Here is a 13,320-nt window from a genome sequence, read left to right on the forward strand (position 1 = left end):
GTAGACGCTGGTTCCGTTTTATGCTATAATGCATATAGACTGTGAAATATGCATGCGAACGATGTATATTGAAGAAAAACAAGGAGATGAAGAAATGAGTGATTTGTATTATGAATTACTGGTAAAAAAAGAAACCACGGCCATGGACAGAGTCAAGAAGTTCGGTCTGATCTTTCTGACTGCTGTTTTTGTTTTCGGTGGTTTATTTATCAGTCCCCTGCTGCTTCTGGTGGCACTTGCACTGGGTATTGCATGTTACTTTATTATTCCGTCAACAGATCTGGAATTTGAGTATCTGTTCGTAAACGGAGAACTGGATATTGATAAAGTCATGGCAAAAACCAAAAGAAAAAAAGTAATCAGTCTGGATGTTGCACAGGCAGATCTGATCGCACCTGTAAATTCCCACAGAATGGATTATTACAACGGCAATCAGAAAATGAAGACCATGGATTTTTCTTCCGGAAATCCGGAGCACAAACGTTTTGCTATGATTACCAGAGTCGGAACAGAATCATGCAGAGTAATCATTGAGCCGGATGAAAAAATGGCATTATCTATCAAAAATTCAGCACCAAGCAAAGTTTTTTTGGATTGACACTCCTGCGTATTTTTGTTACACTAGAGGACAAACTCAGAAAAATAATTTTATATATAGCACAAGGGAGGAAATGCAATGGGTACTATCATTGGTGAAGGCATTACTTTTGACGACGTCCTGTTAGTTCCGGCGTATTCAAATGTCATTCCGAATCAGGTAGATGTCACAACGTATTTGACGAAAAAAGTGAAACTGAACATTCCGTTAATGAGTGCCGGAATGGATACAGTTACAGAACATCGCATGGCAATTGCCATGGCCAGACAGGGCGGTATTGGTATTATTCATAAGAATATGTCCATCGAAGCTCAGGCAGACGAAGTAGACAAGGTGAAACGTTCCGAAAATGGAGTTATCACAGACCCATTTTTCTTATCCGCAGAACATACATTGAAAGATGCCAATGATTTAATGGCAAAATACCGTATCTCCGGTGTTCCGATCACAGAGGGACGGAAGCTGGTAGGTATTATTACCAACCGCGATCTGAAATTCGAAACCGATTTTTCCAAGAAAATTAAAGAATGTATGACTTCTGAGGGGCTTGTAACCGCACAGGAAGGCATCACTCTGGAAGAAGCGAAACAGATTCTTGCAAAATCCCGCAAGGAAAAATTACCCATTGTAGATGAAAATTTTAATTTAAAAGGTCTGATCACAATCAAAGATATTGAGAAGCAGATCAAATATCCGCTGGCTGCCAAAGATGCTCAGGGACGTCTTCTCTGTGGTGCTGCAGTCGGAATTACATCCAACGTGCTTGCGCGTGTTGATGCACTGGTAAAAGCGAACGTGGATGTGGTTGTTGTCGATTCTGCTCATGGTCATTCCGAGAATATTCTGAGAGCTGTACGTCAGATCAAAGATGCTTATCCGGATCTTCAGGTCATTGCAGGTAATGTAGCTACAGGTGCAGCTACCAAGGCTCTGATCGATGCAGGTGCAGATGCTGTCAAGGTTGGTATCGGACCTGGTTCTATCTGTACTACACGTGTTGTTGCAGGTATCGGTGTTCCGCAGATTACAGCTGTTATGGACTGTTATGAAGTGGCTAACCGTTTTGGTATTCCGATCATCGCAGATGGCGGTATCAAATATTCCGGAGACATTACTAAGGCAATCGCAGCAGGTGCCAATGTATGTATGATGGGAAGTATGTTCGCAGGATGTGATGAGAGTCCGGGAACATTCGAATTATTCCAGGGAAGAAAATACAAAGTTTACCGTGGAATGGGATCCATTGCAGCTATGGAGAACGGAAGCAAAGACCGTTATTTCCAGGAGAATGCGAAGAAACTTGTTCCGGAAGGTGTGGAAGGCCGTGTTGCTTACAAGGGACAGGTAGAAGATACTGTATTCCAGTTAATGGGCGGTCTCCGTTCCGGTATGGGATATTGTGGAGCAAAGGATATTGAAACGCTCAAGACAACAGGCAAATTCGTGAAGATTTCTGCCGCATCTCTGAAAGAGTCTCATCCGCATGACATCCATATCACGAAAGAAGCACCGAACTACAGTGTAGATGAGTGATTTTATTATGGATGGTAACTGTTTATAAAATTTACGGTTATATAATTATTTTGTTGAAATGGCACAGAAGAAAACCAGAAAAAGAACAAAATCAGCAAGACCTGCCGCTAAGCGCAGGTCTTCTGCTGTTAAGAAGAAAAAACTTACCAGAAAGCAGATCAGAAACCGTCATGTGCTGATTTTTATCCTTTGCCTGATTGGTTTTGCAGGAATGCTCTATCTGGGAATTTCGGCTCTCCGGTATGCAGGAGAGGAAGAAGCTGCGAGAAGAAGCGAGGTGTCTTCCGGGGAAAACTCCGGAGGAGGTCCGCAGCAGTGGCAGAAGGAGGGGGCACCTTATATAGATGTCCAGCTTTTGACGCCCAATGAATACTCCAGACCGCAGATCGCAATCGAACAGGTGAAGTATATTGCGATTCATTATACAGCCAATCCCGGGGCAACTGCACAGGCGAACAGAGATTATTTTGAAAATCTGGCCTCTACTCATGAAACGAAGGTCAGCAGCCATTTTGTAGTGGGTCTGGAGGGAGAGGTAATTCAGTGTATTCCGACTTCCGAGATGTCCTATGCAACGAATTCCAGAAATGTAGATACGGTTTCGATTGAATGCTGCCATATGGATGAAACAGGTATGTTTCAGGATGCAACTTATCAGTCGGTTGTGAAGCTTGCTGCATGGCTTTGTACGCGCTTTGGACTGACGGAAGAGAATGTGATCCGGCATTATGATGTTACGGGGAAGAACTGTCCGAAATATTATGTGGAGAACCCGGATGCATGGATTCGGATGAAAGCGGATATTGCTTCGCAGATACAGGAAGATTATGTACTACAGGAGAATCTTCGTTATCAGTAGAGGAAGATTCCGTGGTTTTGGCAAAATTCGACAAGATATCAGGAAAAACTACCGTGAAAATTTCTTCTTTGTGCCCTTGAAAAATTACATAAAGTAGTGTACTATGAATACGATGACTGCATGACTGGCGGAAGTAGGAATACCTACAGGGAGTGCAGTGAAGTATCGTGCCGACCGCCTGGGCAGCCTTTGAGGGTTACCCAGGCGTTTTTTTATATTACAGGAAAGTGCTCCGCATTTTCCTGTAATATAAAGAAGCCCTCCGGGCGGGATCGCACTGCAGCGGAGAGGAAATATATTGCTAAAGCAGATTGCATATGAAGGTTATTTTTCTGTGAGATGAAATGCTTTTTGGAGCATTCATATAATTGGAACATCGTTTTCAGCATATAGAAATAACCCCTGGACAGGCACACTGAGGCAAAATAACATGGATGATAAAAAGGAGATCAGATTATGGAAATGTTATCACTGGAAAAAGAATTAAAAGAAAATTCCTATCCCGGAAGAGGAATTGTAATCGGACGTTCTGCGGACGGAAGCAAGGCAGTGACAGCTTATTTTATCATGGGCAGAAGCGAGAACAGCAGAAACCGCGTATTTGTTGAAGATGGAGAAGGCATTCGTACTCAGGCATTTGATCCGTCAAAGCTTACAGATCCAAGTCTTATTATTTATGCACCGGTGCGCGTTCTGGGCAACAAGACGATTGTAACCAACGGAGATCAGACAGATACCATTTATGAAGGAATGGACAGGCAACTTACTTTTGAACAGTCCTTAAGAAGCAGAGAATTTGAGCCGGATGGTCCGAACTATACACCTCGTATTTCCGGTGTGATGCATGTGGAAAACGGCAAATACAGCTATGCAATGTCTATTTTAAAGAGCAATAATGGAAATCCGGAATCCTGCAATCGTTATACCTTCGCGTATGAAAATGCAGCAGCAGGGGAAGGTCATTTCATTCATACCTACAAATGTGACGGCAATCCGCTTCCGAGCTTTGAAGGTGAACCGAAACTGGTAGCTATTCCGGATGATATGGAAGCTTTTACAGAGATGCTCTGGAACAGTCTCAATGAAGACAACAAAGTCTCTCTTTTTGTAAGATATATCGATATTGCAACCGGTGCTTATGAAACAAAGATTGTGAACAAGAATAAATAGGAACAAACAATAGATCGAAACAAGCGATAGACAAAACAAACAATAAATAAGAACTGTGCTTCACTGGTGAGGAGATATCGGTTTGTTAGTCAGTGAACAAAATACACAGTAATATTGGTTTAAAATTGTGGCGCACATCTGTCGGAAAGCAATTTTAAACACACTCTAGTAAAAATGGAGGATAATACCCATGAAAGAACTTGAACTGAAATACGGATGCAACCCTAATCAGAAACCATCCAGAATTTATCTGGCAGACGGAGGAGAACTTCCGATCAAAGTGATCAGCGGAAAACCGGGATACATCAATTTCCTGGATGCGTTTAATGGCTGGCAGCTGGTTCGTGACCTGAAAAAGGCAACCGGACTTCCGGCAGCAACTTCTTTTAAACATGTATCTCCTGCAGGTGCGGCAGTAGGCCTTCCACTGACAGAAACTCTGGCAAAGATTTACTGGGTGGACGATATGGACTGGAAAAACTTTTCTCCGATTGCCTGTGCATATGCAAGAGCAAGAGGTGCAGACCGTATGTCTTCTTTTGGTGATTTTATTTCTCTTTCTGATGTCTGTGACAAAGACACAGCAATGCTGATCAAGAGAGAGGTTTCTGATGGTGTAATTGCTCCTGGATACACAGAAGAAGCACTGGAAATCCTCAGCCAGAAGAAAAAGGGCAATTACAACGTGATTCAGATTGATCCGGATTATGTACCGGCTCCGCTGGAACATAAAGAAGTATTTGGTGTTACATTTGAGCAGGGGCGTCAGGAGCTTCAGATTGATGATGCTCTGATTTCCAATATTGTTACCGAAAACAAAGAACTGACTGAAGAAGCAAAACGTGATCTGAAAATATCTCTGATCATCCTGAAATATACACAGTCAAACTCTGTCTGCTTTGTAAAAGACGGACAGGCTATCGGTGTCGGAGCAGGACAGCAGTCTCGTGTTCACTGCACCAGACTTGCAGGACAGAAAGCAGACAACTGGTTCCTTCGTCAGTGTCCGAAGGTTCTGAATCTGCCATTCAAGGATTCTATCACACGTGCAGAGCGTGATAATGCAATCGATGTTTATATCGGTGAAGAGTACATGGATGTTCTGGCTGACGGACAGTGGGAGAGAACCTTTACAGAGAAACCGGAAGTGTTCACACGTGAAGAAAAGAGAGCATGGCTTGATCAGATGACTGACGTGACACTGGGATCGGACGCATTCTTCCCGTTCAGCGACAATATTGAACGTGCGCATAAGAGCGGTGTGAAATATATCGCAGAGCCGGGCGGCTCTGTTCGTGATGATGCAGTAATTGAGACATGCAACAAATATGGCATGGTGATGGCATTTACAGGAATTCGTTTGTTCCATCATTAAGATGATTCAGGCAGGAATATCGGATTCCCACGTTCTGTACTAATTATTAATAACACAGAAAATTTAGAATATCCCGTTATGCCGGGACTGGCGGATGAGAAAATCATTCGTCAGTCCCGGATTTTTATATCAAAAGATGATAGTTCATATTTTGTGGAAAAAAACAAGTGTAAGTGCCGGGAATAAATCCACGAACACATTCTGCTGAATGATTCAGCATCGAAAAAACGGATTTTGCTATTTCCGATGCTGATATTTCTGATTTGCCAAGGAATGGAACATCGGAAAAACGGAATATGTTATTTTCGATGCAGATGCCACTGATTAGTATTGTATAAAATAAGTTATCATTATATATGGAAAGAATGGTTTTTGATGTAGAATACCATAAATGAACATAAAAAATCCCTTGAATCATCAAGGGGTTGGAGAGCGATAGACGGGGCTCGAACCCGCGGTCTCGACCTTGGCAAGGTCGCGCGTTACCAACTACGCCACTATCGCATATCTTATCTGCGAGGTGTTTACCTCAGCGACAAGATATACTATACTACAGGTTTGATGCTTTGTCAAATGTTTTTTTGAAATTTTTTGATTTTTTTTATTTCTTAAAAAAATCTAAATATATCCTGCGAAATTGAAAATAAAAGTATGTTGTGCTATGATAGGGGAACACACCGGAAGTGATAGGCGTTTTAGAGAGTACCTGAAAATTGTTTTCTGACAGAGAGATTGGGTAGAGCGTTATGCGAAGATATAGAAAAAAATATGAGAACGAATATGCGAAAAAATATAAGAATGAATATGATAATAAAGAGAAGGAATATATGTTTTTAACGGGAAAGAAACAGGAACATAAGTATGCATATACATGCAGAAAAAATGGCAGCAAGGATTACGGTAAGGATTACTCCGAAAATTACAGCGGGAATTACAGCAAGATTCACAGAAAGAATTACAGGAAGATCTGGTGCTGTGCGGCAATCAGCTGTGGAATGCTTCTGAATCAGGCTGCAGTGGTTTCTGCGGAGGTGTTGGATTTTGCAGGGGTAAAGGCTGCTTATGAAGAACTTGGGGAAACACCGAGATACTATGAGATCGGTGACGGAGAGGGGGAAGCAGTCAATACCGTAGAATATGAAGATATCCTTTATGTCACAGCCCGGGAGACTGTGATTCGCTCTGTTCCGGGAGATACGGGAGAAGAACTCGTTACAGTCCTGCTTGGTACGAAGCTTACACAGGCAGCAGTGTGCAGCAACGGTTGGAGCAAGGTGGTTTTCCAGGATGAAGAAGGGCAGACGGTGATCGGTTATGTACAGACAGACATTCTCAGTGATCGTAATCTAATGACGAAGACGGAAGATACCGTGACGGTTGCAGAGGATACGGATATTCTGGATTATCCGAGTATCAAAGATGGAGAAACCATCGGAGAAGCCCTGGAATATGATGAGCTATCTAGAACTGCCACCGTGAATGGCGTGTGGAGCAGGATTCTTTATGAAGATGAAGAGGGAAATGAACAGATTGGTTATCTTCCGACCAGTTCTCTGGATGGACAGGATGACCAGATTACTGTTGTTGCAAGTGCAGATGCGGAAAGTGAGGAAGCCGGAACACTTCATGCCAGTGAGGGAGACGGCGTGTTTTCAGAAGCAGTAGAGGGAGTAAAAGAAGTGTCGGATGAAGAATCCACGGTATCGGAGGTTGGCGTGAAGATTGGTTCACCGGTTTCTGTCTCATCGGATGCCTCTCTCGTTTCTCTTGGCACATTCAGAGTGACGCATTACTGTCCCTGCAGTATTTGCTGTGGCCCGTGGACGGATGGAATCACGTCAACCGGCGTAACAGCCGTTACCAATCATACGATTGCCGTAGACCCTACCCAGATCGCCTATGGAACGAAGGTTGTGATCAATGGTCAGGTATATACAGCAGAGGACTGCGGCGGAGCAATCAAGAGGAATTGTATTGATGTTTACGTCGCCAGTCATGCGGAGGCAATGCAGAAAGGGGTATATTATACAGAAGTATATGCAATTCAGTAATGCGGATATGGGGAAAAGGATATACTTGAGTAACAAGTATTTGATATAGAAAAAGGATGTAATTTCATGATGGAAGCGAATGTTTCAGAATAAGAAAAGCTTGCGGGCTGTAAAAGGAAATATCACAGTCTGCAAGCTTTTTATAATGGCAGAGTTTGTCATGTACGTGATGTCGTTGTTATGCATTTTCCAGTGCTTTGGACAGATCGGCAATGATGTCATCGATATGTTCGATACCAATAGAAAGTCGGATCATTCCCGGGGAAACGCCTGCTTCTGCCAGCTGTTCATCATTCATCTGGCGATGGGTATGGCTTGCCGGATGAAGAACCATGGTCTTGGATGCTGCAACGTGAGTGGCAATATTAGCCATTTCCAGACTGTCCATGAAGCGGACTGCCGCATCACGGCCGCCTTTCAGTTCGAAAGAAATGACACCGCAGGTTCCGTTCGGCATGTATTTCTGTGCAAGATCATGATACTTATCTTCCGGAAGACCTGCAAAGTTTACAGAAGATACTTTTTCGTGGGAATTCAGGAATTCCGCAACTTTCTGTGCATTGGAACAATGACGTTCCATACGGAGCGGAAGGGTTTCCAGACCGATGTTCAGAAGGAAGCAGTTCATCGGAGAAGGAATGGAACCAAGGTCACGCATCAGCTGCGAGGTGGCTTTGGTAATATATGCTTTTTTCCCGAACTGTTTTGTATAAACAACTCCGTGGTAGGATTCGTCCGGCTCTGTCAGTCCGTGATATTTATGACCGTAAGCATCCCAGTTAAAGTTTCCGCTGTCTATGATCGCACCGCCTACCTGAAGACCATGTCCATCCATGTACTTGGTGGTGGAATGGGTGACGATATCTGCACCCCATTCAAAAGGACGGCAGTTGACCGGAGTGGCAAAGGTGTTATCCACGATGAGCGGTACGTCATGTTCATGAGCAACTTTGGCAAATTTTTCAATGTCAAGTACAACGAGTGCCGGATTGGCAATGGTTTCTGCAAAAAGTACCTTGGTGTTAGGACGGAATGCGGCTGCGATTTCTTCCGCACTGGCGTCAGTATCCACAAATGTACAGTCAATTCCCAGTTTCTTGAAAGTTACTCCAAGAAGGTTGAAGGTTCCTCCATAAATCGTGGAAGCTGCTACGATATGATCGCCTGCTTCGCAGATATTGAAAACGGCATAAAAATTGGCTGCCTGTCCGGAAGAGGTAAGAATAGCAGCGACACCGCCCTCAAGAGCTGCGATTTTGGCTGCGACAGCATCGTTGGTAGGATTCTGAAGACGTGTATAAAAATAACCATCGGCTTTTAAGTCGAAAAGCTGTCCCATTTCATCGGTGGTGTCATATTTAAAGGTAGTGCTCTGATAAATGGGAAGTGCGCAGGGTTCTCCCTTGGATGGAGTGTAGCCCGCATGAAGACAATTTGTTTCTAATTTAAAGTCACTCATTTTCATGTGTCCTTTCTGTTGAATTAATCAATATACAGAAATCATACCACAAAAATAAAGTCGAAACAATGTTGATATCCAAGAATTCCTATATTAATTGTTTGATATCGGGGATGGGGGAAGTGAATTAGGCAGGAAAACTTTCATACCCAAACGTCTTTGGAGATGGGACAAGTAGCTTTCAAGCCGGAAAACTCCGTTCCCATCGTCTCTTGCTGAATACAGGAAATTTTGGTATATTGGTCTAAAGAAATATGATAATACAGAAAAAAAGAAAGGACTGGTAAGAATTATATGAAGAAAATATTGGAAAAATTTGATATTCGGATAAAATTGCTATGTTTTTTCTTTTTGCTTATCATATTACCATATATCAGTTTGATTTGTATTGCGTATTCGAAATTGGAAGACTATGCAGGAAATAATTCAGGACGAACGATGGAAGATACTATGATTTCGATTTCCAGCCAGGTTCATTCTGCTATTGAAATGTATGGGGATAACTCTACGGGACTTTATTATAACGGATGCGTGGAGATGTTTGAAAATGGATCTGCGACACGTGAATACATAGAATATGCTCTGGGAGCAGTCAGTTATCCCTACAAGGATATTCGATTTACTTATCTTAAAAGCGGAGATCAGGAGTATTGTAATGGGCTTATTCAGTATTCTGATCTGAACAAAGCGATGGAGCCTTATTATCAGGAAATTGTGGATGCCGGAGGCCGTCCGAAATGGTATGCAATAGATGATCTTTATGGCAGATATCAGCGGAAAATGTTCGTTATGGGCCGAATTTTGAATGGAAAAAAACAGAAGAATATCGGAGTTCTTTATTATGTACTCAGGAATTTCTGTATTTTACTGTTTGTTCCTGTTTGTTCCTGTTTATGGTTTATTATCTGTTCCAGAAACAGTTTTTGAAGCCGATCAGTGTTTTGAAAAAATGTATGGATCAGTTTGCAGCCGGAAATATGACGGTCCGGATGGACGAACCAAAAGCAGGGGAATTGAAAAGCCTGTTCAGGCATTTTAATAGTATGACTCTTCGAATTAACGAACTTCTCATTCGTAACAATAAAGAAATTACAGAAAAGAACAGCTTCAAATATCAGGCATTGTGTGCACAGCTGCGTCCTCATTTTATTTATAACTCTCTGAATACAATCAAATGGCTGGCAGTGATCAATAAACAGGAAAATATTCAGAAATTGACAGAGGCATTAATCTATATCCTGATGAATGCCGCCGGAGGAGAAAAGGAAAATTATACAGTCAGACAGGAAATCAAACTGGTAGAACAGTATGTGGTTATTCAAAAACCGAGATTTTTGAATTTCAATATAATATTTGATATTGAAGAGGACACAAAAGATTGTCGGATTTTTCAGTTCCTGATACAGACAGTGGTAGAAAATGCCATTATACATGGATTTCGCCGTGGAATGGCACAGGGAGGAAAAATTATTGTGGCAGTGAAAAAGAAAGAGGATTGTCTTTCCATCATTGTAGAAGATAACGGGTGTGGTTTTGATGTGAATACGTGGAGAAAGTGTGGCGGAGCGGGCAGTGATCACACGAATATTGGACTGAAAAATATTGAACAGATGATACAACTGGAGTATGGAAAAGAGTATTATATGACAGTGGACAGTGTTTTGGGAGAAGGAACAAAGGTTATGTATAAGCTGCCTTTCATTAAGGAGAGTTGAGCATGGTAAAAGTGATAATTGTGGATGATGAAATACTGGCAAGAATAGGTATTCAGAGTCTTTTGGAGCATCGTAAAGATATTTCTGTTGAGGGAAATTTTGGAATGCCTCAGGATGCCATTGATTTTCTGAGAAAACATGAAATCGATATAGTGATTACGGATATTGAAATGCCGGAAATCAATGGTCTGGAATTTACCCGGATGATTCAGGAGGAACATCTTGCGCAGGGGATTATCATACTGAGCTGCTACGATAGTTTTGAGTATGCGCAGAAAGCGATATCTTTAGGGATAGACAGTTATCTGTTGAAATGTGATATCAGTCAGGAAAATCTGGACAGAGAACTTGATGGTGTAATAGAAAAAATATCAAGAAAACAGAGAAGAACGTTGAATCTGACTACTGAAAAAGAACTGGAAGATGATAATAAGACTAAAGTGATCGGCGTTATGAAAATGACCGGTGATAAGGAAGAAGATCAGGGCATATTACATGAGAGAATGGTATTGCTTCTTTTGGAAGAAATTATCGCAAAGTACCATATGGGTTGTCTGCTGGAATCTTATAAAAGAAGTCCATTTATCGTATTCCAGTTCTCAGAAAAAAATCAGGAAAACTGGAAAGATTTATTAAAAGAATATGTTGAAATTATTGTTCAGAATTTTTTTCTCTATACGAACAAAAAGGTATATATGGGTATCAGCAGTGCATTTTCGGATCTTCAGGAGATACCGGAGCGTTATCGGCAGGCAGAAGAAGCTTCAGAGATGAGGTTTTATGATGAGGAAAGCTCAACATTCTGGGCAGAGGATATCTGCTGGAAAGCTCATGTACCAGGAATGATGTTTTCGGATGAAAGTCTTCTGGACGAAGGCGGTATGGAGATCTTTTGCCAGGAATTGTCAGCATATCTTCAGCAGTGTTTTTCTGAGAGGGTTTCTGTGAAAACAGTAAAGGAAAATTTAAACCGTTCTGTGAATATGTTGATTTATAGTGTGTTGAAAGCATATATAAGGGACAAGGAAACGATACAGGAATGGAGCAGCAATGTGAGTTTCTATTAGGATTTGCAAAAGATTGCCACAATGAATGAATTAAAGGAAAAGACCATTCACTGTGTGGAAAGATTCCGGGAGAAGCTGTTGGATCAATTGAATGATGACTATTTTCAGGATTTTTTCCGGTTTATTGATGAAAAATTAAGTGAAGATCTTTCCCTGGAGGATATGGCAGATTTCAACCAGCAGAGTGTTTCGGCTTTTTCGAAAAAATTTAAGGAAAAGACGAAAATGGATGTGCAGAAATTTTACAAAAAATGGATTTATGATATTGCAGACTGCCAGACTGCCGGTTTCTGATATTGTGGTTTCTTGTATCGGTCACACCCATATTGATGTAGCATGGCTGTGGACTTATGCGGTTACACAGGAAAAAGCGGCACGAAGCTTTTCCACTGCATTAAGTCTGATGGAAAAATATCCGGAGTATCAGTTCATGTCCAGTCAGGCGCAGCTTTATCAGTACGTAAAACAAAATCAGCCGGAATTGTACAGCCGTATTAAGGAACGTGTCCGGGAAGGACGCTGGGAAACGGAAGGCGGCATGTTTGTGGAGGCAGACTGCAATCTGACCAGCGGAGAATCTCTGGTGAGGCAGTTTTTGTATGGTAAATAATTTTTCAGAGAGGAGTTTGGACAGGATCATAAAATTCTGTGGCTTCCGGATGTGTTTGGATACTCGGCCGCATTGCCCCAGATTATGGAAAAATGCGGAATAGAGAGCTTTATGACTACCAAGATCAGCTGGAATGAAGTGAATAAAATTCCATATGACAGCTTCTGGTGGGAAGGGATTGACGGAACGAGGATTCTGACACACTTTATTACCGCCAGAGATTATAATAATCATGGAAAACTGATTCAGACCGGAAATGAACATACCACAGAATTTACGACAAACTATAATGGCGTTACACATCCTTCACAGGTGAAAGGTGCCTGGCAGAGATATCAGCAGAAAGCGCTGAACGATAATGTGCTGATATCGTATGGTTATGGGGATGGAGGCGGCGGAACGGCTGACTGGATGGTGGAAACTGCACTGCGTCTCCAAAAGGGAAATTATGGAACGCCCGGAGTGAAGCTTGAGAAAGCCGGTGATTTTTTTGCCCGTCTTCATGAAACTGCTGAAAAAAAGGAATTCCCTGTATGGTCAGGAGAACTGTATCTGGAATATCACAGAGGTACTTATACTTCTATGGCGGAGATGAAGCGCGCCAACAGGAAAGGGGAATTTGCGCTGCTGAATGCAGAGACCTGGTCAGTGATTGGAGCTCGTAACGGGTGCGGAGCCTATCCTTCTGAAAAACTGTATGAAGCATGGGAAATTCTTATGAGAAATCAGTTTCATGATGTGCTGCCCGGTTCAGCTGTTTCTGAAGTATACGAAGATGCACGCCGGCAGTATGAGGAGCTTTTTCACATTGTGGATAAGATACAATCAGATACCCTGCAAAAGCTGACGGCAATGATTGATGGGGAAAAGGGAGATGTTGTCG

Annotated in this window: 11 protein-coding genes, 1 tRNA gene, 1 pseudogene and 1 riboswitch; of the genes and pseudogenes, 11 read left to right on the forward strand and 2 right to left on the reverse strand. The window is 42.1% G+C overall.

Translation table 11 applies throughout. The features are described from left to right. Positions 1 to 94 precede the first annotated feature (94 nt). From ACTNEW_RS00180 to ACTNEW_RS00200, 5 genes are all read left to right on the forward strand, one after another. Positions 95 to 598: a DUF6106 family protein gene (locus tag ACTNEW_RS00180; RefSeq protein ID WP_441056600.1), complete on the forward strand. Its 504-nt coding sequence runs from the start codon at positions 95 to 97 to the stop codon at positions 596 to 598. 78 nt (positions 599 to 676) lie between these two features. Further along, the gene (gene guaB / locus ACTNEW_RS00185) at positions 677 to 2,131 is read left to right on the forward strand and encodes an IMP dehydrogenase (RefSeq protein ID WP_441056602.1); all 1,455 of its coding nucleotides are present in this window, start codon (positions 677 to 679) and stop codon (positions 2,129 to 2,131) included. Positions 2,132 to 2,189: 58 nt separating this feature from the next. Further along, on the forward strand, positions 2,190 to 2,990 hold the full coding sequence (locus ACTNEW_RS00190) for a peptidoglycan recognition protein family protein (protein WP_441056604.1): 801 nt from the start codon (positions 2,190 to 2,192) through the stop codon (positions 2,988 to 2,990). A gap of 110 nt (positions 2,991 to 3,100) precedes the next feature. Further along, positions 3,101 to 3,181: riboswitch (ZMP/ZTP riboswitch) on the forward strand. Between the two features lie 265 nt (positions 3,182 to 3,446). After that, positions 3,447 to 4,160 carry an IMP cyclohydrolase gene (locus ACTNEW_RS00195; RefSeq protein WP_441056606.1) on the forward strand — a complete coding sequence of 238 codons (714 nt, stop codon included), beginning with the start codon at positions 3,447 to 3,449 and terminating at the stop codon, positions 4,158 to 4,160. Positions 4,161 to 4,350: 190 nt separating this feature from the next. Next, positions 4,351 to 5,535, forward strand: a complete 1,185-nt coding sequence (locus ACTNEW_RS00200) for a phosphoribosylaminoimidazolecarboxamide formyltransferase (RefSeq protein WP_441056608.1) — start codon at positions 4,351 to 4,353, stop codon at positions 5,533 to 5,535. A gap of 431 nt (positions 5,536 to 5,966) precedes the next feature. Here ACTNEW_RS00200 and ACTNEW_RS00205 read toward each other — a convergent pair. After that, positions 5,967 to 6,039, reverse strand: a tRNA-Gly gene (locus ACTNEW_RS00205). 242 nt (positions 6,040 to 6,281) lie between these two features. Between ACTNEW_RS00205 and ACTNEW_RS00210 the strand changes: the two genes are divergently transcribed. After that, the gene (locus ACTNEW_RS00210) at positions 6,282 to 7,586 is read left to right on the forward strand and encodes a 3D domain-containing protein (RefSeq protein WP_441056610.1); all 1,305 of its coding nucleotides are present in this window, start codon (positions 6,282 to 6,284) and stop codon (positions 7,584 to 7,586) included. 178 nt (positions 7,587 to 7,764) lie between these two features. Here ACTNEW_RS00210 and ACTNEW_RS00215 read toward each other — a convergent pair whose 3' ends face one another. After that, the gene (locus tag ACTNEW_RS00215) at positions 7,765 to 9,045 is read right to left on the reverse strand and encodes an O-acetylhomoserine aminocarboxypropyltransferase/cysteine synthase family protein (protein ID WP_441056611.1); all 1,281 of its coding nucleotides are present in this window, start codon (positions 9,043 to 9,045) and stop codon (positions 7,765 to 7,767) included. Positions 9,046 to 9,483: 438 nt separating this feature from the next. Here ACTNEW_RS00215 and ACTNEW_RS00220 point away from each other — a divergent pair, with 438 nt between their 5' ends. The 5 genes and pseudogenes from ACTNEW_RS00220 to ACTNEW_RS00240 all read left to right on the forward strand — a co-directional run. Then, on the forward strand, positions 9,484 to 9,972 hold the full coding sequence (locus ACTNEW_RS00220) for a hypothetical protein (protein WP_441056613.1): 489 nt from the start codon (positions 9,484 to 9,486) through the stop codon (positions 9,970 to 9,972). A gap of 14 nt (positions 9,973 to 9,986) precedes the next feature. Continuing rightward, positions 9,987 to 10,760: a sensor histidine kinase gene (locus ACTNEW_RS00225; protein ID WP_441056615.1), complete on the forward strand. Its 774-nt coding sequence runs from the start codon at positions 9,987 to 9,989 to the stop codon at positions 10,758 to 10,760. Between the two features lie 2 nt (positions 10,761 to 10,762). Further along, entirely contained in the window at positions 10,763 to 11,827 is a 1,065-nt protein-coding gene (locus ACTNEW_RS00230) for a response regulator (protein ID WP_441056617.1), read from the forward strand. A 21-nt stretch (positions 11,828 to 11,848) separates the two neighbouring features. Continuing rightward, on the forward strand, positions 11,849 to 12,121 hold the full coding sequence (locus ACTNEW_RS00235) for a hypothetical protein (RefSeq protein ID WP_441056619.1): 273 nt from the start codon (positions 11,849 to 11,851) through the stop codon (positions 12,119 to 12,121). Then, positions 12,087 to 13,271, forward strand: a pseudogene (locus ACTNEW_RS00240) (alpha-mannosidase); the annotation flags it as partial. The gene ACTNEW_RS00235 and the pseudogene ACTNEW_RS00240, both read left to right, overlap by 35 nt. Positions 13,272 to 13,320 lie beyond the last annotated feature (49 nt).

It is taken from the genome of Blautia sp. HCP3S3_G3 (assembly GCF_052063365.1).
Classification (GTDB): Bacteria; Bacillota; Clostridia; order Lachnospirales; family Lachnospiraceae; genus Blautia_A.